Source organism: Denitromonas iodatirespirans (assembly GCF_018524365.1).
Taxonomy (GTDB): domain Bacteria; phylum Pseudomonadota; class Gammaproteobacteria; order Burkholderiales; family Rhodocyclaceae; genus Nitrogeniibacter; species Nitrogeniibacter iodatirespirans.
Genome location: NZ_JAEKFT010000012.1, coordinates 68826 through 91528, shown reverse-complemented (window position 1 = coordinate 91528; position 22703 = coordinate 68826). Strand labels below are relative to the sequence as shown.

At 66.3% G+C, this 22703-nt stretch carries 23 protein-coding genes and 2 tRNA genes; 5 read left to right on the top strand and 20 right to left on the bottom strand.

The annotated features are described in order from the left end of the window. Positions 1–4 precede the first annotated feature (4 nt). The 5 genes from I8J34_RS12400 to I8J34_RS12380 are packed head-to-tail and all read right to left on the bottom strand — an operon-like array spanning position 5 to position 3777. A complete protein-coding gene (locus I8J34_RS12400) occupies positions 5–733 on the bottom strand; it encodes a lipoate--protein ligase family protein (protein ID WP_214361723.1) in 729 nt (242 codons plus the stop codon). Then, positions 733–1437 carry a dihydrolipoamide acetyltransferase family protein gene (locus tag I8J34_RS12395; RefSeq protein WP_214361722.1) on the bottom strand — a complete coding sequence of 235 codons (705 nt, stop codon included), beginning with the start codon at positions 1435–1437 and terminating at the stop codon, positions 733–735. The genes I8J34_RS12400 and I8J34_RS12395 overlap by 1 nt, the downstream gene beginning before the upstream one ends. Before the next feature lie 3 nt (positions 1438–1440). Then, positions 1441–1686 (bottom strand): lipoyl domain-containing protein, encoded by a 246-nt coding sequence (locus I8J34_RS12390; RefSeq protein WP_214361721.1) that lies wholly within the window; start codon positions 1684–1686, stop codon positions 1441–1443. Positions 1687–1700: 14 nt separating this feature from the next. Next, entirely contained in the window at positions 1701–2735 is a 1035-nt protein-coding gene (locus tag I8J34_RS12385; protein ID WP_214361720.1) for an alpha-ketoacid dehydrogenase subunit beta, read from the bottom strand. Between the two features lie 31 nt (positions 2736–2766). Continuing rightward, a complete protein-coding gene (locus I8J34_RS12380) occupies positions 2767–3777 on the bottom strand; it encodes a thiamine pyrophosphate-dependent dehydrogenase E1 component subunit alpha (RefSeq protein WP_214361719.1) in 1011 nt (336 codons plus the stop codon). 562 nt (positions 3778–4339) lie between these two features. On the opposite strand from I8J34_RS12380, the gene I8J34_RS12375 reads away from it, so the two are divergent. The 5 genes from I8J34_RS12375 to I8J34_RS12355 all read left to right on the top strand — a co-directional run bounded on the left by I8J34_RS12375 (position 4340) and on the right by I8J34_RS12355 (position 9419). Next, positions 4340–5500 (top strand): porin, encoded by a 1161-nt coding sequence (locus tag I8J34_RS12375; protein WP_214361718.1) that lies wholly within the window; start codon positions 4340–4342, stop codon positions 5498–5500. Between the two features lie 49 nt (positions 5501–5549). Beyond that, positions 5550–7220: a pyrroloquinoline quinone-dependent dehydrogenase gene (locus I8J34_RS12370; protein ID WP_214361717.1), complete on the top strand. Its 1671-nt coding sequence runs from the start codon at positions 5550–5552 to the stop codon at positions 7218–7220. Positions 7221–7321: 101 nt separating this feature from the next. Then, a complete protein-coding gene (locus I8J34_RS12365; RefSeq protein WP_214361716.1) occupies positions 7322–7753 on the top strand; it encodes a c-type cytochrome in 432 nt (143 codons plus the stop codon). 164 nt (positions 7754–7917) lie between these two features. Beyond that, a complete protein-coding gene (locus I8J34_RS12360) occupies positions 7918–8391 on the top strand; it encodes an RT0821/Lpp0805 family surface protein (RefSeq protein WP_214361715.1) in 474 nt (157 codons plus the stop codon). A gap of 26 nt (positions 8392–8417) precedes the next feature. Continuing rightward, the gene (locus I8J34_RS12355; RefSeq protein WP_214361714.1) at positions 8418–9419 is read left to right on the top strand and encodes a hypothetical protein; all 1002 of its coding nucleotides are present in this window, start codon (positions 8418–8420) and stop codon (positions 9417–9419) included. On the opposite strand, the gene I8J34_RS12350 is transcribed toward I8J34_RS12355, so the two are convergent. The 15 genes from I8J34_RS12350 to I8J34_RS12280 form a co-directional block, all read right to left on the bottom strand. Continuing rightward, on the bottom strand, positions 9399–13085 hold the full coding sequence (locus tag I8J34_RS12350) for a toll/interleukin-1 receptor domain-containing protein (RefSeq protein WP_214361713.1): 3687 nt from the start codon (positions 13083–13085) through the stop codon (positions 9399–9401). The genes I8J34_RS12355 and I8J34_RS12350 overlap by 21 nt on opposite strands. 247 nt (positions 13086–13332) lie before the next feature. After that, a tRNA-Pro gene (locus I8J34_RS12345) sits at positions 13333–13409 on the bottom strand. A gap of 63 nt (positions 13410–13472) precedes the next feature. Further along, entirely contained in the window at positions 13473–13853 is a 381-nt protein-coding gene (locus I8J34_RS12340) for a MerR family transcriptional regulator (protein ID WP_214361712.1), read from the bottom strand. Then, positions 13837–14145: an integration host factor subunit alpha gene (locus tag I8J34_RS12335; protein WP_214361711.1), complete on the bottom strand. Its 309-nt coding sequence runs from the start codon at positions 14143–14145 to the stop codon at positions 13837–13839. Before I8J34_RS12335 ends, I8J34_RS12340 begins: the two co-directional genes overlap by 17 nt. A 5-nt stretch (positions 14146–14150) precedes the next feature. Further along, a complete protein-coding gene (pheT, locus tag I8J34_RS12330; protein WP_214361710.1) occupies positions 14151–16529 on the bottom strand; it encodes a phenylalanine--tRNA ligase subunit beta in 2379 nt (792 codons plus the stop codon). A gap of 6 nt (positions 16530–16535) precedes the next feature. After that, positions 16536–17567 carry a phenylalanine--tRNA ligase subunit alpha gene (pheS, locus tag I8J34_RS12325; protein WP_214361709.1) on the bottom strand — a complete coding sequence of 344 codons (1032 nt, stop codon included), beginning with the start codon at positions 17565–17567 and terminating at the stop codon, positions 16536–16538. Positions 17568–17636: 69 nt separating this feature from the next. Next, on the bottom strand, positions 17637–17996 hold the full coding sequence (gene rplT, locus I8J34_RS12320; RefSeq protein WP_214361708.1) for a 50S ribosomal protein L20: 360 nt from the start codon (positions 17994–17996) through the stop codon (positions 17637–17639). A gap of 12 nt (positions 17997–18008) precedes the next feature. Further along, positions 18009–18206, bottom strand: a complete 198-nt coding sequence (rpmI, locus tag I8J34_RS12315) for a 50S ribosomal protein L35 (RefSeq protein WP_214361707.1) — start codon at positions 18204–18206, stop codon at positions 18009–18011. Between the two features lie 121 nt (positions 18207–18327). Further along, positions 18328–18852: a translation initiation factor IF-3 gene (gene infC / locus I8J34_RS12310; RefSeq protein ID WP_214361759.1), complete on the bottom strand. Its 525-nt coding sequence runs from the start codon at positions 18850–18852 to the stop codon at positions 18328–18330. A 28-nt stretch (positions 18853–18880) separates the two neighbouring features. After that, a complete protein-coding gene (gene thrS, locus I8J34_RS12305; protein WP_214361706.1) occupies positions 18881–20797 on the bottom strand; it encodes a threonine--tRNA ligase in 1917 nt (638 codons plus the stop codon). Positions 20798–20942: 145 nt separating this feature from the next. After that, positions 20943–21019, bottom strand: a tRNA-Val gene (locus I8J34_RS12300). A gap of 45 nt (positions 21020–21064) precedes the next feature. Continuing rightward, entirely contained in the window at positions 21065–21307 is a 243-nt protein-coding gene (locus tag I8J34_RS12295; RefSeq protein WP_214361705.1) for a GlsB/YeaQ/YmgE family stress response membrane protein, read from the bottom strand. A 1-nt stretch (position 21308) separates the two neighbouring features. Next, on the bottom strand, positions 21309–22109 hold the full coding sequence (locus tag I8J34_RS12290; protein WP_214361704.1) for a 3'-5' exonuclease: 801 nt from the start codon (positions 22107–22109) through the stop codon (positions 21309–21311). Continuing rightward, the gene (locus I8J34_RS12285; protein ID WP_214361703.1) at positions 22106–22519 is read right to left on the bottom strand and encodes a YdbL family probable chaperone protein; all 414 of its coding nucleotides are present in this window, start codon (positions 22517–22519) and stop codon (positions 22106–22108) included. Before I8J34_RS12285 ends, I8J34_RS12290 begins: the two co-directional genes overlap by 4 nt. Continuing rightward, positions 22516–22695 (bottom strand): hypothetical protein, encoded by a 180-nt coding sequence (locus I8J34_RS12280; RefSeq protein WP_214361702.1) that lies wholly within the window; start codon positions 22693–22695, stop codon positions 22516–22518. The genes I8J34_RS12285 and I8J34_RS12280 overlap by 4 nt, the downstream gene beginning before the upstream one ends. Positions 22696–22703: the final 8 nt, after the last annotated feature.

Sequence of the window (22703 nt, the reverse complement as noted above, 5' to 3'; positions counted from 1 at the left end):
GCGGTCAGGCCACCGCGGCGCAGTTGGGGAACTCGCCGAGCACGTCGGTGAGCATCTGGTGCAGGGCGGAGGCGAAGCTCTCGACCAGCGGGGCCGCGCCGAGCTGCTCCTCGCAGGAGGTGGTGGCGACGGCCAGCGCGCGGGCGTCGTCGGCGGGACGATCGACCACCGCGCACAGCGCCTCCCAGTCGGGGCGTGCGAGCAAGGTGCCCGAGGTGAGCAGCACCCCGTGGCGGCGGCGCAGCTGGGCCAAGCCGACGATCTTGCGGCGGCCGACCACCACCTCCCACGGCGACAGGCCACCGAAGCAGGCCCAGTCGAGCGCCGGGTCGTCCGGCGTGCGGCGAGCCTCGTCGGGGGCCAATGCATGGGCCGGCACGTCCATGTCGCGCAGCAGGCCGGCGATCAGCGCGCCGAGCCAGCGGTAGCTGGTCACCGTGCCGCCGGCCAGCAGGCGGTGGTCCGGCGGCAGCAGGATCGAGGTGCTGAGCATCCACGGCCCGGTCAGCACCGCCCCGCCGCCCGAGCGCCGCTGCGCCAGCTCGCACCGCGCCGCGCCGCGTCGTGCCCGCGCCAGCAGCGCCGCCTGCGAGCAGCCGAACACGACGCCGGGCGAGCGATAGGTCCACAGGCGCAGTTGCGGTTCGCGCACCGGCTGCTCGAGCAGAGCCTCGTGCCAGCGCTGCTCCTCGGCGCAACCGACCACCGCCAGATGAGGATCGGCCGAGTGCATCACAGCGCCGCCGTCTCGATCCGGCGTGCCAGGTCGCCGAGAAACACCGCCGCCGGGTAGCCGTCGATGGCGCGGTGGTCGAACACCAGGTGCAGGCCCATCATCGGCGCAACGACGATCTGCCCGTTGCGCACCACGGCCCGGTCGACCACGCGGGTGACGCCGAGGATCGCCACCTGCGGCGGGTTGATGATCGGCGAGAAGCGGTCGATGGCGGTCATGCCCAGGTTGCTCACCGTAAAGGTGGCGCGCTGGTAGCTGCCGGCACTGAGCGTGCCGGCACGGGCGCCTTCGGCGAGGCGGCGCAGCTCGGCCGACAGCGCCGGCAGCGACAGGGTGTCGGCCTCGCGGATCACCGGCACCATCAGCCCGTCGTCGAGGCTCACCGCCACGCCGAGGTTGATGTCGGGCATGCGCTCCACCGCCTTGTCGCGCATCAGCGCGTTGAGGCCGGGGTGCTCGCGCAGGGTCAGCGCCACCGCCCGCAGCAGCAGCACGGTGAGGCTGGGCTTGTTACCCTCGCCGGCCAGTGCGTCGCGCAGCGACTCGAAGCGGCTGACGTCCACCTCGACCGAGTGGGCCACCCGCGGGATCTGCCAGCCCTGCCCCATGCTGCGCGCGATGGCGCCGCGCAGCCCGGTGAGCGGGACCAGGCGCTCGGCCGCCGCCTCGGCGCCGGCTGTGGTGATTGCCGGAGTGCTCATGGCTCAGGCCTCGAGCACCGCGAGCACCGCCCCGCGCCCGAAGGTGTCGTCGGCCGCCACCGCCAGCCGGGTGATGGTGCCGGCCGTGGGGGCCAGGATCTCGTGGGTGGTCTTGACCAGCTCGGCCACGCCCAGCACCTGGCCGGCCTCGACCTGCTCGCCCGCGGCCACCTGCCATTCCTGCAGCAGGGCTTCGGTGCCCTCTTCCACGTCCGCCCACACGGCGTCATCCAGAACAATGTCAGTCATGCTGTTTCTCGCTTTCAATCAAGGGTCAGTTGCATCAGCGCGCGCGCTTCGGCGGCAATCGCATCCACCTGCGGGATGGCGAACTGCTCGAGCGGGCGGCTGAACGGGATCGGCACATCGGGCACCGCGAGGCGGCGCACCGGGGCCTTGAGCTGCAGGTGGTTGAGCTGCTCGGCGACGATGGCGGCGATCTCGCCGGAGACGCCGAAGGACAGGTAGTCCTCGTCGGCGACCAGCAGGCGGCCGGTCTTGGCCACCGAGCGCAGCACCGTCTCCTTGTCGAGCGGCACCAGGGTGCGCAGGTCGATGATTTCGGCCTCGATGCCTTCGGCGGCAAGTTTGTCGGCGGCCAGCACCGACTTCTGCACCATCTGCGACAGGGTCACGATGGTCAGGTCCTTGCCGTCGCGCACCACCTTGGCCTGGCCGAAGGGGATGGTGTAGGGCTCGGCGGGGACTTCGTTGGTGCTGCCCTCGAAGTAGGACATCCACGACAGGCCCATGATGCCCTTGTGGTACATGAAGACCACCGGGTTGTCGTCGCGGATGGCCTGGATCATCAGGCCCTTGGCGTCGTAGGCGTTGGACGGCACCACCACCTTGAGCCCCGGCACATGGGCGAACATGGCGTACAGGCACTGCGAGTGCTGCGCCGCGTCGTTGTAGCCGCCGCCGATGCCGGTGGTGATGACCACCGGGAACTTGCAGGCGCCGCCCGACATGTAGGTGTTCTTGGCCAGATGGTTGTAGATCTGGTCGAAGCACACGCCGAAGAAATCCACGAACATCAGCTCGGAGATCGGCCGCAGGCCCTCGGCGGCGGCGCCGATGGCGGCGCCCATGAAGCCGGTCTCGGAGATCGGCGTGTCCATGATGCGCTCGGGGCCGAACTGGTCGAGCAGCCCGGTGGTGGCGCTGAAGATGCCGCCGTACTTGCCGATGTCCTCGCCCATCACGAAGACCCGCTCATCACGCGCCATCTCCTGGCCGATGCCCTCCGAGATGGCCTCGGCCATGCTCAGCTTGCGCACTTTGTTTGCAGTGCTCATCTTGTTTTCTCCTGGAATCCTGGGGGTTCGCTCAGTCGGCGAAGACATGCAGCAGCGCGTCTTCGGGCGCCGGGTAGGGGCTGTTGCGGCCGTGTTCGTAGGCCGCCTGCACGCGCGCACTGATCGTGCTGCGCAGCGCGGCGTCCTTGGCGTCGTCGAGCTCGCCCCGCGCACGCAGCTGCGCGCCGAGAATCACGATCGGGTCGTGCTGGCGCAGCTGCTGCGCTTCGTTCTTGGGCCGGTAGGTTTCCGGGTCGCCCTGGAAGTGGCCGAGGTAGCGGTCGGTCTTGACCTCGATCAGCGTCGGCCCCTCGCCACGCCGCGCCCGGGCCACGGCCTCGCCGGCGGCGCGGAACACCGCCACCGCGTCGTTGGTGTCGACCAGCACGCCCGGCATGCCGTAGCCGGCCGCGCGGTCGGCGTTGGATTCGATGGCGGTCGAGGCCGACTTCTCCACCGAGATGCCGTACTTGTTGTCTTCGCAGACGAAGATCACCGGCAGCTTCCACAGCGAGGCCAGGTTGAGCGCCTCGTGGAAGGCACCCTGGTTGGCCGCCCCTTCGCCGAAGAAAGACACCGCCACCCAGTCCTTGCCCAGCTTCTTGGCCGCCAGCGCGGCCCCGCAGGCCTGCGGCGCGCCAGCACCGACGATGCCGCTGCAGGAGAACTTCACCGCCGGGTCGAACAGGTGCATGTGCCCGCCCTTGCCCTTGCCCAGGCCGTTGGCCTTGCCGAACATCTCGGACGTCATGCCGAGCAGGTCGACATCCTTGGCAATCGCGAAGTGGTGCGGGCGGTGCGCGCCGACCACGGTGTCTTCACGGCGCAGGTGGGCACACACCCCCACCGCCACCGGTTCCTGGCCGGCGGCCAGGTGCATCTCGCCCGGCACCGGACCGGCGCCGATATCAAAGGCCAGGCCTTTCTGGATCTTGGGCGGCAGCTTGCCCTCGAGATAGACCTTGGCCATGGTCTCCTCGTATTCCCGGATCTCGACCATCTTTTCGTACATCCACAGCAGCTGTTCGGACGTGGGGTCCATGACAGTTCGCCTCCTTTGCTCTTGCTATGTGTCGGCAGGACCGCGGTCCTGTATCCGGCCCCTCGTGGCACCGGTTCGCCAACCCCGATCGCAAGAGCAGTGCCAGAGGCCGGGCAAGCCCCGGAAAAACATTCCAACCAATTGATCCGATTGAATTTTTTTGACAGATCGCGCGCCGTTCGCACACCGCCGACGGGCGCTGGTGTCGCAGCGCCTGCGACATCTGTCGCAGGGAATGAAACGGATGTTCGGGGGCGGTGTATCAGCGTCTGAAAAGCCGTCGACCCAGGGTCGCCCCCACCGCCCAAAAGCCGGTTTACGCCGTCGCGCATCGGTTGACACAGATGTCGCGGGCGTCGCAGTGCGACAGCGCCAGATGTCGCTCCGCGGGCCTTACCCGAACATGCTATCCATTGATTTTTCGTGTGTTTTTCCATGGCATGGAAGTTGCCGTGGCTCGTCCTGCCAAGCGTTCCGCCCATCCGGGCAGCACACAGCGGCGCGTCGTCATCCGCTTTCGGAGACGCCGATATCCAGCCAAAGAGACCTACAGGGGAGTCACATGAAAAAAACCAAACCGAATCCGTCCGGGCGCTGTATCGCCACGGCGCTGGCCGCGCTGGCGTTGAGCGCCGCGCCGGGCCTTGCCCGCGCCGACACCGTCATCGGCGAGGTGGCGGGGACCAAGATCTCGATCTTCGGCTTCCTCGACGCCGGCCTGCTCTACCAGAGCAAATCGGGCACCGACGGCAAGGCCAAGTCCTCGCTGGAGACCAGCGGGATCACGCCGACCATCATCGGCTTCAAGGGCGAGCGGGATCTGGAGGACGGGCTCAAGGCCTTCTTCAACCTCGAAGCGCACTTCGACCTCAACAACGGCATGTTCCACGGCTCCGGCGACGCCGACGGCACCGGCTCGCCGCTGTTCCGTCGCCAGGCCAACATCGGCCTGAGCGGCGACTGGGGCAGCGTGACGCTGGGCCGCCAATACGGCCCGGCCCTGCTGGCGCATGTCGGCACCGAGGCGCGCGGCTTCAAGGAACAGTTCTCGAACGTCTACGCCTGGGCCTACAACCAGTACGCGGCCACGGCCGGCGCGGTGGGCACCGAGCGCAACACCAACAACGACGTCGGCATCTTCTTCAACAACGCCGTGCAGTACCGCCACACCGTCGGGCCGGTGAGCTTCGGCGTGCTGTGGGCGCTGGGCGGCAAGTCGGGCAGCACCACCGAGAACAGCGCCTGGGCGCTGGGCGCGACCTACACCGGGCCGGTCACGCTGTCGGCGTCCTACCAAGTCATCAAGGACGAAGACACCGGCAACAACAACGTCAAGCATGGCGGCGTCGGCATCGCGGTGCCCTACGGCCCCTTCACCTTCAAGGCCAACTACCTCAAGGCCACCAACGAGACGCGCGCCGGCGCCAAGGTCTCGGATGTCGGCGCGCTGGGGCTGGGCATCGACTGGAAATGGCGCCCGAAACACACCGCCACCCTCGCCTACTACCACAACAAGGACGACCGCAACCCCGACGACAAGACCACCAACGTGGTCATCAGCAACGACTACGCCATCCGCCCGGACACCACGCTCTACGTACAGATGGCGCATGTCGACGCCGGCTCGGCCGCCACCCTCAAAACCAGCATCGTCGCCGCCGGCATCCCGGCCGTGGGCGAGTCGTCGACCCTGCTCAACGTCGGTCTCAATTTCGCGTTCTGACGCACCGGCCGTCCTGCGCCGCACCCCCTACAAGAATGATGGAGACACCATGAACCCAATCACATCCCTTCGTCTGGCGCCGCTCGCGCTGGCATTTGTTTGCACCGGCGCGATTGCCGCCGGCGACGCCAAACCCGGCTTCGACGACCCCAACAACTGGCCGCAGTACCACCGCAGTTCGAACGCCTGGCGCTTCAGCCCGCTGACCCAGATCGACAAGGACACCGTCAAGCGGCTCAAGGTGGCGTGGATCCACCAGCCGGGCAACATCACCCACGGCCTGCAGGCCACGCCGATCGTGCTCGATGGCGTGCTGTACTACATCTCGGCCTACAACAACGTGTGGGCCGTCGATGCCGCCTCCGGCAAGACGCTGTGGCACTACGAGCCCAAGCTCGACCCGATCTCCCGCCAGGTGTTCTACGCCGCCGCCAGCCGCGGCGTGACGGTGGGACGCGGCAAGGTTTTCGTCGGTACGCTCGACGGGCGCTTCATCGCACTGGACCAGAAGACCGGCAAGGCGCTGTGGTCCACTCAGCTCACCGACCTCAAGACCCAGCACGGCGCGCTGTTCTCGGCCCCGCCGCAACTGGCCGGCGATGTGCTGTTCGGCGGCACCACCGGCGGCGACCAGCCGATCGCGGGCAAGATCTACGCCGTCAATGCCGACACCGGCAAGCCGGCGTGGACCTTCGAAGTCATCAAGGACGACCCAGAGAGCTGGCCGGGCGACTCGGGCAAGCGCGGCGGCGGCTCGGCATGGATGCCGGGCACCTACGACGCACAGTCGGACACCATCTACATCGGCACCTCGAACGCCGCGCCGGACTTCTACGGGGTCGACCGCAAGGGCGACAACAAGTACACCGCCACCCTGCTCGCCCTCGACCCGAAAACCGGCAAGCTCAAGTGGCACCGTCAGGAGATTCCGCATGATGTGTGGGACTTCGACTCGGCGTACGAAGCGCTGGTGGTGAAGAAGGACGGCAAGGACGTGATCGTCCATCTGAACAAGAGCGGCTTCGTGTTCGTGATGGACAAGGCCGACGGCAAGCTCGAAAACGTGTGGCAGTTCGCCGAGAACATGAACTGGGCCAAGGGCATCGACCCGAAAACCGGCGCCCTCATCGAACCGCGCCGCCCGCAGCCGGGCAAGCGCGAACTGCTGTGCCCCAACCTGCTCGGCGCACGCAGCTGGAACCACGGCGCCTACAACCCCGGCACCGGCCTGTGGTACTCGCACGGCATGGAAGTGTGCAACGAGGTGGTGTCGGGCAAGGACGACCCGGCCAGCCTGAAAGCCCTCTCCGCGCTGTCGCTCGGCATCGACGAGATCAAGCTGGTGCCGCCGCCCGGCGGCAAGACGCCGGACGGCCGGCTGGATGCGCGCGACCCGCTCACCGGCAAGCTCAAGTGGAGCATCCGCTACGAACTGCCGCCCTTGAGCAGCGTGCTGACCACCGCTGGCGGGCTGGTGTTCACCGGCGACATGGCAGGCCGGCTGTATGCCTACGACGCCGACAACGGCACGGAGCTGTGGCACTTCAACGCCGGCTCCGGCGTGCGTGGCGGGCCGGTGAGCTACGCGGTCGACGGCAAGCAGTACATCGCCATCCCGACCGGCCTCGGCTCGCACGCGCCCGGCTTCCTGGCCGGCGCCTTCCCGCAGATCAAGGACCTGCCCGGCGGCGCGGCGCTGATCGGCTTCACGCTGGAGTAAGCCGGACGCCCCCGTGGAAGCGCCTTCGCGACCGTCCACGGGGCCCCACGGCGGGTGGCACCCCGCCGCCCGCCCTTTTCCTCATTCGAACGGAGTCACCCATGAACCGGAAAAGGTTTGCCCCCTCTCTCACGATCCTGCCCCCGCGGATCGGCCGCCAGTCGCTGATCGCCTTCTGCCTGACGCTGGCGATGAGCACGAGCGGTTTCGCCGTCGCCCCGCCGGCCGATCCGGTGCGCGCCAGCGCCACTCGCCCGCCCTTGGACCTTCGCGACCCGGCACGCATCGAGGCCGGGCGCAAGCGCTTCGCCAAGACCTGCGCCGGCTATTGCCACGGCCATGAAGGCGTCGGCGGCCGTGCGCCCGACTTCAAGGGGCGCACCGATCTCGGCCCTCAACTGACTTTCGACACCATTTCAAAAGGCCGCACCGGTGCCGACGTGATGCCGCCCTGGGGCGACGCCTTCTCCGAGGAGCAGATCTGGGAGCTGGTGGCCTACCTGCAGTATCTCGGTCGCCAGCCAATTGAGTGAGTCGTGTCGACAGGCCGCTGGCCCCAGCACCGGGCGACGAACCGTTACATGGCGCCATTCGCTATCTATAACAAGTACAAGGATGTATTTCGCATCCGCCGCGCCTTCCGCACGGCCCTGGCGCAGTGCGGAAGGTACGGTCCGGTACAACGGAGGGGGATCTCATGCGTCGATCGTCTGCGCGCCTTGCCGCCTCGGCGGCGGTGGCCGTCGCCCTGGTCACCGGCGGCTGCGAGTCGACCAACAAGCGCGATGTCGGCACGGCGCTGGGCGGCCTCCTGGGTGGCATTCTGGGCCATCAGGTGGACGACGGCGGCGCCGGTGGCACGATCATCGGCGCCCTGGTGGGCGCCGCGGTCGGCCGCATGATCGGTCAGTACATGGACGACGCCGATCGCAAGCGCCTGGCCGAGACCCTCAAGGAGGCGCCGCGCGGCCAGACGGTGAGCTGGCGCAACAACGAGACCCAGCACGCCTTCGCCGTGACGCCGACCTCCGACTTCTACACCCAGGGCGACAAGCAATGCCGCCGCTTCGACCAGGTGGTGACTATCGACGGCCGCCGCGAAGTCATGGAAGGCGTCGCCTGCAAGTCGCCCGGCAGCGAGGAGCTCGACATCGCCGGCCAGGCGATCTAGGCGCCCGGGGGATCAGGAGGCCTGTCATGAACTTAGGACACTGGCGCAAAGGGCTGTGCCTGGCACTCGCAGCGGCACTGTGCGTGCCCACGACGGGATGGGCGCAATCCTCCTACCCGCCGTCCCACTATCCGCCCAGTTCGACGCCGTCGACGACACCACCGCCACCGCCGAGCCCTCCGCCATCGAACTACACCCCACAAGGCGACGACGATGGCGGCGGCAACAACTGGTTGATCCCCGCCGTGATCGTCGGCGCGGTGGCACTGTTCGCGATCAACCGGCATCTGAACGCCGAGAAAGAACAGGCGCGCGATGACGGCGAAGGCGTGCAGCAGCTGCTGCGCGACGGGCCGCAATTGCCGACGCAGTTCAACGGCAGCGCCTTCGGCATTCGCGCCCTGGTGCGCGGCGGCTGGCCGATCGTGGTCGACTACGCCCAGCACCGGCCGGGGCGCGTGCAGCTGCGCATCAGCATCCCAGGCGCCGAGATCGTCACCTACCGGCTCGACCAGTTCGGCCTCGGGCGCCATCTGCTGCGCTTCGACCTGCCGGCGTTCCTGGGCGATCGCCTCAAGCCGGCCATCGTCGCCATGACCGCCGCCGACCCGCAGACCGGCGCCGACACGCTGGGCGACTTCACCGTCCACGGCATCGGCATCGGCCCGCGCGCGGTCGGCTCGATCGCCGTCGACCAGCTGGAATTCGACCCCGGCTCGATGCGCCCGCGCCAGGGCGACACGGCCCGCTTTGCCTTTCGGTCACGCTCGGATTTCGACAATGCCTCGGTCGAATACATGCGCATCACCCAGGCCCCGGACGGCGCCCGCAAGCGCTATGTGAACGGCCAGCGCATCGGTGCCGTGCGGGGCGACAGCCGCATCGTCAGCTCCGAGGCGCAGCGCTGGAACGGGCAGGACGAGCAGGCCCGTGTCTCGACGGGTCGCCACCAGTTGCAGGTGCGGGTGTGGGACGACGGCGGCGACTGGATCGGGGCGTGGTCCGAGTCACTGGTCCAGGTGCGCTGAGCCGGGCACGGCGTCGGCGCAGCCCGCCGGCGGCGTCGCACGCGGCAAGGCGCACCAGCGCGCGCGCGTCAGCACCGTGATGGCACCCTGCGCGTCCATCTGCGTTGCGCTGCTTCGGGCCAGCCACTGCTGTGCGCTCGTGCCGGCGGTGTCCGGTACCGGCCACCGCCAACGGCGTGCGCGCTCGTCGGTCCAGCTCAGCAAGTCCGTATCCACGCGAACACCGTCGGGATAGAGCACGTCGGCGCGCAGCAGCGCGGTGAGCGGCTGCCCGTTCGTGCCATCCCACAGTTGCACGGTGGTATTGCCCCACAGCACCACCTGCCCGTCCGGCAGCAGCGCGCCGCCGCCGACCCCCTCGGCCAGCGTGAGCGGTGCCGAGACGACATCGTCCGGCCCGAGACGACGCGCCAGCGGGCCCGTGCCGACCAGCGCGTCGTTTTCGCGCCGGTCGAACACCTGGTAGCCATGCAGGCCGAGTGCGTCGAGCCGGGCCTTGAGCGCGGCGTCCGGCGGCGTCGGGCCGGGCGCACGGCCATTGCCGGCCGGCGGGGCCGTCGGAGTGGTCAGTTCGCGGTCGGGATGACGCCGCCACACGCGCATGCTGGCGTCCTCGGCCCAGGTGACGACACCCTCGCCGGCATCGAAGAACGCGGCGCCCGCGAGGCGGGCATCGTGACGCAGGGGGAGGCTCAGCGGCGTCATGGTGTCGGTGTCCCACAGCCGCGCCCCGGCCGCGGCGCTCCATGCCAGCACGCGTGTGCCCGAGGCATCGAGCGCCGCCTTCACCAGCGCCTCGCCCCGACCATGGGTCGCGCGCGCGGCCGGCGCCTCTTCGCCCACCTCCCAGGTCTCGACATCGCCGCCCGCGCCACTGGTGACGAAGCGCGACCCGTCCGGGGTGACGAGCACCCGCGCAATGCTGCCGGCCCGCGCCAGGGCATCGCCCACACTCGGCGCGCCATCCTCGGCCCGCCACAGGCGCAGCCGCCCACGCGCCGTGTTCCAGGACAACACCAGTGCCCGGCCCGGCACCCAGCGCGCCCCATCGATCGTCTCGGGCGACGCCCAGCGTGCCGCGACACGCCCCGCCAAAGCCTCATGTCGCAGCAACGCCGTGTCGCACCAACTGAGCAGCTCGCCGCCCTCGCCCGGCACCACGCCGCGCACCGCGCAGTTCGACGCCCATGTCGCCTGCGGCTCGACGGTGCCGACGCGCCAGCGCCAGAACCGGCCGTCTGCCGCCCATGCCACCACGGTTTGCCCGTCGATGAAACGCGCCCCGTCGGGCGCTTGCGGGAGCGCCAGCCGACCGAGGGATTCTCCCGTCGGCAACGCCCACACCTGCACCGCCCCCGCGCTCCAGGCGAGCAGATGACGGCCCGCGTCGTCCACCGCCATGCCGGCCACGCCATGCGGCGCCAACTCACGCGCCGCTGGCGTGCCGCCCCATAGCCAAACGCTGCCGGCCATATCGCGCGAGACCACCTGCTGGTCGGCCGTCAACACGGCCTGGGCCACGGGCGCGTCATGGGTCTTGCTGGCCAGCATCCGGGCGCTGCGCAGATCGTCGAGCCTCACCGCCGGCCCAGCCCACGACAACAACACCGCGCCCGCCGGGCTCACCACGACGGCATCCGGCGAGTGTGGCAACGAGAACATGGCGGCAAGCTCGAGGCCGCCGCTGAGCGCGCCGGCGGCCACGAGCGCGTTCGTGCGCTGATCGGCCGATTCGCTCAGATCGGCCGCGCGGGCAAAATAGTGCGCCGCCTTGAGCGCATCGCCGCCGGCATCGCGGGCCGAGACGGCACCGCTCCAGTAGCTGTTGACCAGCTGGGCCTGCGTCTCCTGATGCTGTTGCCACAGCGCCACCCCCAGCCCGGCCATGGCCACCAGCCCCAAGGTGACACCCGCTTCGATCAGCCGCCGGCGAAGACGCGTGCGTTGCGCCGCCTTGCGGCTGGCGGCGATGAAGGCCTGCAGCTCATCGCCCAGCTCGTCGCCCCGCTCGCGCTGCCAGCGCCGCGCCTCGGCCAGCGGCCCGCCGCGCAGCAGCAGGCCCGGGTCCCGCGGCGCGCCCTGCCAGGCCTGCGCCTCGGGTCGAACATGCTGGCGCCACAGCAGAAAGGCGCGATCCTCATCCAGCCAGCGCTTGAGCCGACCCCAGGCGCGAAACAGCGCCTCGTGCGCCACTTCGAGCGTGCGCGCCTCGGGCTGGTCGTCACTCGCCGCGTCGTGTCCGGCCACCAGCAGACGCGCCTTGACGAAGGCTTCCATGAGCGGATGGACAGCCTCGGGAATATCCTGCCAATGCACGCTGCGCCGGGTGTAGCGGCCCTCCGGATCGACACGCACCATCTGGCGAAAAGCGCGCTGAAGATCGGCCAGCTGGGCCGACGTCGGCTTGAGCGCCGCGAGCACGGCGTCGGCCTCCTGGCCGATCGCCCCGGCGAGGCCACCGATCCGGTCCGTGTATTCGGCCAGCGTGATGGTGCCGTCCTGCCCGAAATCACGCCACAGGCGATTGAGCGCGAAGGCGAGCAAGGGCAAGGCATCGGCCGTACCGGTGTCCTGCACCAGGGTTTCGACCAGGCCGGGCTCCAGCTCGATGCCGGCCACCTCGGCGGGCTTGGCGATGATCTCGGCGAAGTGCCTAAGCGTCATGGGGCCGAGCGACATCTCGCGAAACGGCACCTGCCCCCAGGCGGAATGCGTCTGCAGCGCGGCCAGATAATCCGAGCGCAAGGTCGCCAGGCAATACAGGTCGCAGGCCGCGTCGGCGAGCGCCGCCTGCAGCAGTTCGACAAAGCGCGCCGCCGCGCCGACCTCGCTGGTGGTCACGAGTTCTTCGAGCTGATCGACGACCAGCAGCGTTGCCGGCCGCTCGTCGGCCTCACCGGCCATGGCCATCGCCAGCGCCCGGGCGCCTGCCTCACCCCCGAAGCGCTCGCGCGCGCCGTCGGGCAACACCTTGGCCAGGGCCTCCACGGGCTGACGCAGCGGCCGCATCGGCCCGAGCACCTGCCAGCCAGGCATCTGGCGCAGCTTGGGGATCACCCCGGCACGCACCAGCGACGACTTGCCGCTACCCGAGGCACCGACCACGATCAACAAACGGTCGCCGCCATAGCGCCGCATCTGGGCCAGGGTGTCGAGACAACGGCGCCGGTCGTCCTCGCGGCCGAAGTAGACGGCCGCATCGTCAGCCTCGAACGGCGTCAGCCCGGGATACGGCGGGCGACGAATGTCCCAGTCGAAACTGTCGGTCGGGTCCAAACCGGCGCTGCGCATACCGGCCCACAGCCGCGCATAGCCGGCCTCGGCATCCGGCCGCAGATCCACGGCCTGGGTGTCGAGCAGCACGGCGCGCAGCTCGCAGTCGTCGATGATCAGGGGGAACAGTTGCTTGCCCAAGGCGCGCGCATGGGTCATCTCGGCAAAGCACCAGTCGGAGGCCATCGAATGCGCACTGCACAGCACCACCACACCGCTGCAGCTTCGCAGCCGGGCGTAGATCTCGCGCTCCCAGTGCCGCCCGGCGGGAATCCCGTCGGCCGGGTCGAAATCGAGAAACAGCGACTGATAGCCCTGCGCGCGCAAGCGCTCGGCCAAGTCCTCGGCCGCGGCGTTGTCACGACTGCTGTGGCTGATGAAGATTCCCGACACCGGCATCCCCAGAGCGCGTTCTCTCAGGGGCCAGCATGCACCGGCGGAACGGCGATGAAAACCCCGAGACGACGGGGGCATGCGGTCGAGCCGCAAGAAAAGACGGCTGAAGCGTCAACACATGCGAATTTTCTTGGATCGCCCGATGCCGAGAACACTTCTCGACGCGGTGGGCCGCATCGTCCGAAACGGAAAACGCCAATACAAAAAGGCCAGTCCGAAGACTGGCCTTTTTGTCTGTTTTTATTGGTCGGGGCGGCGGGATTCGAACTCGCGACCCCTTGCACCCCATGCAAGTGCGCTACCAGGCTGCGCTACGCCCCGACACAGGAGCGGAATTATAGCAGCTGAATTTGAAACCACAATTCCGCAACGCTAAATTTTTTCTCAGCGCTTCAAGTCGTCCAGCAGCTCGGTCAGCATTTCGCGCGCCTGGACAATGCTGGCGCGCAATTCGACCGCCTGTTCAGCGTCTTCCTGGGCGTGGATCGCCGAGGCGTTGAGCTGATTGCGGGCGCCGGAAATGGTGAAGCCGTCGCGATAGAGCAGTTCGCGGATTTTCCGGATCAGGCGGACTTCATGATGCTGGTAGTAGCGCCGGTTGCCGCGCCGCTTGACCGGCTTGAGCTGGGTGAACTCCTGCTCCCAGTAGCGCAGCACATGCGGTTTGACGGCACACAGATCGCTGACCTCGCCGATGGTGAAATACCGTTTGGCGGGAATCGGCGGGAGTTCGACGTCGCCTTCCGGATTAGGACTTTCCTGCATGGCTCAGCTTTTCCACGGCGGATTTCAGCTTCTGGCTGGCATGAAAGGTCACGACACGGCGCGCGGTGATGGGGATTTCTTCCCCGGTCTTGGGATTCCGACCGGGGCGCTGCGGCTTGTCGCGCAGCTGGAAGTTGCCGAAACCCGACAACTTCACACAATCTCCACGTTCCAATGCGGTGCGAATTTCTTCGAAGAACCCCTCAACCATGTCTTTCGATTCGCGCTTGTTCAAACCGACCTGCTCAAACAGCAGATCGGCCAGTTCGGCCTTTGTTAACGTCATGCTCACTAACCTTATCCACGCAGGGCGGCATTGAATTGCGCTTGAGCGCACTGGACCAGCGCTGCCACCGCAGCGTCCACCTCGGCGTCTTCAAGGGTTCGTTGAGTATCTTGCATCAACACCCTGAAAGCAAGGCTCTTTTTGTCCGGGTCGACCCCTTTGCCTTGGTACACATCGAACAGCTGAACATCGCGCACGATCGCCGGAGCGGCCTGCTTGAGCGCAGCCATCAAGGGCATCGCGGCGACCGAATTGGCCACCACCAGGGCCATGTCACGGACCACGGCCGGCTGGCGGGAAATCGCCGAGTAGACCGGCAGATCGGCAGCCAGGAGGGCTTGAGTGTCGACTTCGCAGACCACCGGCGCCGTCCCCAGTTCGTAGTTCTGGACCCACTTCGGATGGATCTCGCCGAGGAAACCGATGGCACGCCCTTCGCACAGGATCCGGGCACTGCGCCCCGGGTGAAGCGCGGGATGCTCGGCCGCTTCGAAGCTCAGCACCCGCGGTGCGAACAAGGCTTCGAGGTCGCCCTTGAGGTCGTAGAAATCGACATTGCGCTGCGCCACACCCCACTGTTCGGGCGCCACGCCGGACGCTGCCAGCAGGCCGAGACGCACCGGCTGGTCATAGCCAGCCACCGGTTGCCCGGCCGGATCGATGCGGAAGCATCGGCCGGTTTCGAAGATGCGCACGCGTGGGTTCTGCCGTTTGCGGTTGGTCAGCAAGGTGCCGATCAGCCCGGGGATCAGGCTGCTGCGCATGACGTTCATCTGGCTGGCGATCGGGTTGGCCAGGCGGATGGGCTGTGTGTTGCCGCAGAAGTCGCGCTCCCAGGCTTCCTCGATGAAGGCGTAGGTGACGACCTCCTGGTATTCGCGATCGGCCACCATGCGTTTGACCTGCCATAGATCGCGGCGGTCTTCCGGCCGGTCGAGCATGGCCAGGTGGCCGGTCGGCGCCGGCGCCGGGATGTTGTCGTAGCCATGCAGACGGGCCAGCTCTTCGACCAGATCCTCTTCGATCTCGATGTCGAAGCGATAGGACGGCGGTGTGACGCGGAAGGTGTCGCCATCGCGCTCGACGTCGAGATGCACGCGGGCCAGCAGATTGGCCATCGCCTCGTCGCTCAGATCGATACCCAACACGCGGCGCGCACGCGCCGGGCGCAGGGTGACGGCCGGGCGCGCCGGCAGATGCTCGGCGCTTTCGGCCTGCACCGCCGGGCCCGCCTGGCCGCCGCAAATCTCGAGAATCAGCGCGGTCGCACGCTCCAGCGCTTTGGGCGACAGGTCGAAATCGACACCGCGTTCGAAACGATGCGAGGCGTCGGAACCGAAGCCGTATTCGCGCGCACGCCCGGCGATCGCTTCGGGGGCGAAGAATGCCGCCTCGAGGAACATGTCGCGGGTGTCGAGCGAAATGCCGCTCTCCTCGCCCCCCATGATGCCGGCCATGCCGAGCACCCGGGCATCGTCGGCGATCACCAGCGTGCCGGCGTCCAGGTCGATGGTCTGCTCGTTGAGCAACAGCAGTTGCTCGCCGGGCTGAGCCAGGCGCGCACGGACCGTCCCGTCGAGGCGGTCGTTGTCATAGGCATGCAGGGGCTGACCCAGCTCGAGCATCACGTAGTTGGTGATGTCGACCAGTGCGCTGATGGCACGGATACCGCTGCGCTCAAGCCGGCGCACCATCCACTCGGGCGTCTTGGCGCGGGCATCGACGCCACGGATGACGCGGCCGCAGAAGCGTGGGCAGGCGGCCGGCGCATCCAGCACGATCGGGCGGATGTCGTCGATGGCCGGCACCACCGGCGTCAGGTCCGGCAGGTTCAGCGGCAGGTCGAGCAGCGCGGCAACTTCGCGTGCCACGCCGACCAGGCTCAGGCAGTCGGCGCGGTTCGGTGTCAGCTTGATGACGAAGACGGTGTCGTCGAGGCCGAGCAGCGTACGCACGTCCTGCCCCACCGGCGCATCCGCCGGCAGCACATGCAGGCCGGCGTGTTCGTCGGAGAGGCCGAGCTCGCGCGCCGAGCACAGCATGCCGTGAGAGGCCACACCGCGCAGCTTGGCTTTCTTGATTTCAAAACCGGGCAGCTGGGCGCCGACCACCGCGCAGGGCACCTTCATGCCGGCTTCGGCATTGGGTGCGCCGCACACGATCTGCAAGGGCGCGTCGAGCCCGGCGTCGACCTGGCACACCTTGAGCCGGTCGGCATCCGGGTGCTTTTCGGTCGACAGGATGTGACCCACCACGACGGAAGTGAACACGCCGCCGACAGCGTTCATCTCCTCCACTTCCAGGCCGGCCATGGTCAGCAGCTGACCGAGCGCCTCGCTGTCCATGCGCGGATCGACGAAATGGCGCAACCATTGTTCTGAGAATTGCATGTTCGCTTACCTGAATTGGCCGAGGAAACGCAGATCGCCTTCGAAGAACAGGCGCAGGTCGTTGATGCCATACCGCAGCATGGTGAGCCGGTCCGGCCCCATGCCGAAGGCAAAGCCGGTGTAACGCTCCGGATCGATACCGCCATGGCGCAGCACGTTCGGATGCACCATGCCGCAGCCGGCGATCTCGAGCCAGCGGCCTTTCATCTCGCCATGCATGAAGGCGACATCGATCTCCGCGCTGGGCTCGGTGAAGGGGAAGAACGAGGGCCGGAAGCGGACCTGGAGATCGTCGGTCTCGAAGAACTTGCGCAAGAAGTCGGCGATCACGCCCTTGAGGTCGGCAAAGCTGATGCTCTCGCCCACCCACAGGCCTTCGACCTGATGGAACATCGGCGAGTGTGTCGCGTCGGAATCGACCCGATAGACACGCCCGGGGATGATCACCCGGATCTCGGGCATGTGCTCGCGATCACCATAGCGCGCCACGTGATCGAGCATCGTACGCACCTGCACCGGGCTGGTATGCGTGCGCAACAGGACGTCCTCGGCGCCTTCGAGATAGAAGGTGTCGTGCATCGAGCGCGCGGGGTGGTTCTCCGGCGTGTTCAGGGCGGTGAAGTTCAGGAAGTCGGTCTCGATCTCGGGGCCGTCGGCCACTTCGAAACCGATCGAACGGAACAGCGCCTCGATGCGCTCCAACGTGCGACTCACCGGATGCAGGCCGCCCTTGCCCATGCCTCGCCCGGGCAGCGTAACATCCAGCGCCTCGGCCGACAGCTGCCTGGCCAGCGCAGCATCGCGGATCGCCTCGCGGCGCGCGTCGAGCGCGGCCTCGATGAGGTCCTTGGCGGCGTTGATGCGGGCACCCGCCGCGCGGCGCTCATCCGGCGCCAGCTGGCCGAGCGTCTTCATCTGCAGGGTGATGGCACCACCCTTGCCGAGATATCGCGACTTGGCGACATCCAGCTGGGCAGCATCGGCGGCATTCGCGAAGTCCGCGCTTGCCTGTGCTACGAGAGAGTCGAGGTCATTCATGAACACGGGCCATAGTTCTGTTCAGAAAAAAAAAGGAGGCTAGGCCTCCTTTCTTTGAGCTGCATCTACTTATGCAGCAAGCTTGGCCTTGGCCTGATCCACCAGCACGGCAAACGCCGGCTTGTCGAACACAGCCAGATCAGCCAGGACCTTGCGGTCCACTTCAATCGCGGCTTTCTTCAGGCCGTTCATGAACACGCTGTAGGTCAGACCCAGTTCCCGGGCGGCCGCGTTGATACGGGCGATCCACAGGGCGCGGAACTGACGCTTGCGTTGACGACGGTCACGATACTGATACTGACCGGCTTTCATCACCGCCTGTTTGGCGATGCGATAGACGTTCTTGCGGCGACCACGGTAGCCCTTGGCCTGGGCCAGGACTTTCTTGTGACGGGCGCGAGCGGTTACACCACGTTTGACTCGGGGCATCTTCTTCTCCTATCAGGCGTAAGGCAACATGGCGCGAACCATCTTGACGTCAGATTCATGAACCTCCAGCACACCGCGCAGGTGACGTTTCACCTTGGTGGTCTTCTTGGTCAGAATGTGACGCTTGAACGCCTGGGCACGCTTGATGCCACCGCCGGCGCGCAGCTTGAAACGCTTTGCGGCGCCGCTCTTCGTTTTCATCTTGGGCATGACTGCTCCTGTTATGTCATGGCACCAGGTAACGCCAATGGCGTATTTTATTACCCGGCTCCACTTGTTTAGGGAATGACCTGCACTCCCCCCTGTTTTTTTGCGCAGTGCGCAAAAACCGTTAAGACGCCTTTTTGCTGGGCGCGATGATCATCACCATCTGCCGCCCTTCCATCTTGGGCATCTGCTCCACGTTCGCCATCTCGATCAGGTCGGCCTTGATGCGCTCGAGTTGGCGCATGCCGTATTCCTGATGGGCCATTTCCCGGCCACGAAAGCGCAGTGTTACCTTGACCTTGTCACCATTTTCCAGGAAACGCTTCAGATTGCGCAGCTTGATCTGGTAGTCGTTCTCGTCCGTTCTCGGACGCAGCTTGACTTCCTTCACCTGCACCTGCTTCTGCTTGAGCTTCGCCTCATGCGCCTTCTTGGCGCTTTGATACTTGAATTTGCCCACATCCATGATGCGGCAAACCGGCGGTTCGGCCAGCGGAGCGATCTCTACCAGATCCAGGCCCACTTCGTCGGCCATCGCCAGTGCTGCACGAATGGACACGACACCAGCCTGCTCCCCGTCGGCGTCAATCAGACGCACTTCCGGCGCGGTAATTTCTGAATTAACGCGCTGCTTCTTTTCCTGAGCGATGGTTCAACTCTCCAAAATTCGAACAATATCAGTCCGTGCCGGCCCGCGAAGCGACTTCCCGCTGCCAACGCTCGATCAACGAATCGAGGGACATTTGACCGAGGTCTTGACCACCCCGGGCGCGCACGGCGACCAGACCTTCCGCCTTTTCCTTGTCTCCGACGACAAGCTGATACGGCAGTCGGCGTACGCTATGTTCGCGGATTTTATACGTAATTTTCTCGTTCCGCAAATCCGAAACCACCCGGAAACCGGCTTTCTGAAGGCGGCTCGTCACCGTCCTGACATAATCGCTCTGCGGCTCCGAGATGTTCATCACGACGGCCTGGACCGGCGCCAGCCAGAACGGGAATTGCCCGGCGTGGTTTTCGATCAGGATGCCGATGAAGCGCTCCATCGACCCCAGGATGGCGCGGTGCAGCATCACCGGGCGTGCACGCGTGTTCTCCTCGGTCACATATTCGGCATCGAGGCGCTCCGGCAGCACGAAATCGAGCTGCATGGTGCCGCACTGCCAGGAGCGGCCAAGCGCATCCTTGACGTGGTATTCGATCTTCGGGCCATAGAACGCGCCCTCACCCTCGAGTTCTTCCCATTGCACGCCGGACGATGCCAGCGCCTCGCGCAGACCGGCTTCCGCTTTGTCCCACACGGCATCGGCGCCCGCCCGCTTCTCTGGGCGCAGCGACAGCTTGACGTCCACCTCGTTGAAGCCGAAATCGCGATAGACGCGCATCAGCAATTCGTTGAAGTCGCGCACCTCGGAGACCACTTGGTCTTCGGTGCAGAAAATATGGGCGTCGTCCTGCACGAAACCGCGCACCCGCATCAAGCCATGCAGCGCACCCGAGGGCTCGTTGCGATGGCATGAGCCGAACTCGGCCAGGCGCAGCGGCAGGTCACGGTAGGAATGCAGGCCGTGATTGAAGATTTCCACATGCCCCGGGCAGTTCATCGGCTTGACGGCGTAATCCCGCTTTTCCGACTCGGTGGTGAACATGTGCTCGCGATAGTTCTCCCAGTGCCCGGAGCGCTCCCACAGGGCGCGATCCATCATAAATGGGGTCTTCACTTCGCGATAGCCGGCCTCGTTGAGCACATTGCGCATGTACTGCTCGACCTGCTGCCACAGCGTCCAGCCGAGCGGATGCCAGAACACCATGCCCGGCGCCTCGTCCTGCAGGTGGAAGAGGTCGAGCTGTTTGCCGATCTTGCGGTGATCGCGCTTTTCGGCCTCTTCGAGCATGTGCAGATAGGCCGCCTGGTCATCCTTGGAGGCCCAGGCCGTGCCGTAGATCCGCTGCAGCATCTCGTTCTTCGAGTCGCCACGCCAGTAGGCACCGGCCACCTTCATCAGCTTGAAGACTTTCAGCTTGCCGGTCGACGGCACATGCGGGCCGCGGCACAGATCGACGAAGTCGCCCTCGCGGTACAGCGAGACGGCCTGATCCTGAGGAATCGAGGCAATGATCTCGGCCTTGTAGTTCTCGCCGATGGACTTGAAGAAGGCCACCGCCTCGTCACGCTGCCAGACCTCGCGCACCACCGGCAGGTCCTTCTTGGCCAGCTCGCGCATACGCGCTTCGATCTTGGTCAGATCTTCCGGCGTGAACGGGCGTGCGTAGGAAAAGTCGTAGTAGAAGCCGTTTTCGATCACCGGCCCGATGGTCACCTGCGCCTCAGGATAGAGTTCCTTGACGGCATAGGCCAGCAGATGGGCCGTGGAGTGACGGATCACTTCGAGGCCGTCGGGATCCTTGGCGGTGATGATGCTCAGCATCGCATCGTCCTCGATGCGATGGGAGACATCGACCACGGCACCGTCGACCTTGCCCGCCAGGGCCGCACGCGCGAGGCCTTCACCAATCGAGGCCGCGACATCCAGGACGGTCACCGGCTGTTCGTAACTTCGAACGGAACCGTCGGGGAGCGTGATCTTCGGCATGACTCAATCCTTTGGGGCAAAAAAAAAAGTGCGGTCTGAGCCGCACTTTTTTCGTTCGCAACGCAAACGCCGTGAAACTCGACCTGTTCAGTTGATGCAACCGGTGCAAGTTCGAAAAGTCACGACGCTGCCCTCCTTAGATGTTTGGTAGGCGCGATTGGACTCGAACCAACGACCCCCACCATGTCAAGGTGGTGCTCTAACCAGCTGAGCTACGCGCCTAAGGAGGCCGAATTATAGCCCAACCCAATCGCCTGTCAAATACTTTCAGCGTTTAATTCGCGTGTACACAAACAGGATGACAACGGCACCGATCAAGGCCCCCAGAAAGCCCGCCGGTTGGCCCATACGAATCAAACCGAGCGCCTGGCCGGCGAAGGTGGCGAGCACCGATCCGGCGATGCCGAGCAAGGCAGTCATGATCAGCCCGAGGCGGTCGTGACCGGGGTGCAGCCAGCGGGCGAGCAAGCCCACGACCAGACCAATCAGGATCGTTCCGATAATTCCCATTTCAACCCTCTCCGTTTTCCGGCCACTGGGCGAGAAACGCCCGCCAGTGTTCGGCATCGATGGCAGACAGACTGCTTCGCACCGCGGCCAGTTCCTCGGCATAGGCATCCGCCGTCAGCGCCCCGCGCATTTTCTGGAAACGCAGATAGACGAGATAAGTGTTGACCACGTCGGTCTCGCAGTAGTCCCGGATTTCGTCGATCTTGCCGGCCTGGTAGGCCGACCACACCGCCGAGCCATCCATGCCGAGCTTGCCGGGAAAGCCCATCAGCTTGGCCAGATCGTCGAGCGGCGCATTGGCGCGCGGCTGGTACATGGCCAGCAGATCCATCAGGTCGAGATGCCGGCTGTGATAGCGGCTGATGTAGTTGTTCCACTTGAAGTCGCGCGCATCGTGGTAGTCGCCCTCGCCCATCTCCCAGTAACGTGGCGCGGTCACGCCATGGAGCATGCCGCGATAGTGCAGCACCGGCAGGTCGAAACCACCGCCGTTCCAGGAAATGATTTGTGGCGTATAGCGCTCGACGCCGTCGAAGAAGCGCTGGATGATGCCGGCTTCGTCGGACTCGGGCTCGGAGAGCGAAAACACCTTGAACTGCGCCGCATCACGAAAGACGCAGGAAATGGTGACCACGCGCTGCAGATAATGCGGCAAAAAATCGTTGCCGGTAGCGGCGCGCCGGCGCTGCATGGCCAGTTCGGCCACTTCGTCATCGGCCAGATCGTCCGGCAGCCCATGCAGACGGCGCAGACCAGCGACGTCGGGAATGGTTTCGATGTCGAAGATGAGGACGGCGCTCACTTGCGGGCCCAGCCTCGTTGATCCTGCACCCACCAGCCGCTCGGCGCCTTGTCGATCCAGCGCTGGGCGAAGGTGCGCCGGATGTCGTCCGCCCATTCGGGATGGCCGTTGGCTGCGGCAATTTCACGATAGAGCGCCGCACGGTCGCTGTTCTCGGCGGCGACCAGCGTGTTGAGCTTGCTCCGCTGCGCCAGCGGCACCGCGTTGGCGTCATGCACGGCAAGCGATCCGTCCGACTTCAAACCCACGGCGCCCGAGGCATACAGCGGCGCCAACTGCGCATGGCGATCGGCCATCGAGGCTTTGAGCGCGGCGATCGCCGGCGTGTTGACTTCGAGATTGCCCTGCGCGAACACCAGCGTAGCGGCAAACAAACCCATGGCCATCAGGAATTTCCATGCTGCTTTCATTTGGCGCTTTCTCCTTCCTTGGCCTCGGCTCCGGGCTTCAGCTGCCACACTTCGTCGATGATCCGGTCGGCGGCCTTTTCGGCCGCGGCAGCCGGAAAATAGATGTTGATCGTCACGCAGCCGGCCATGACCAGACTGAGCGCGACCATGGCGGTCGCCGTCGATACCCGTTTCATTCGTGTCC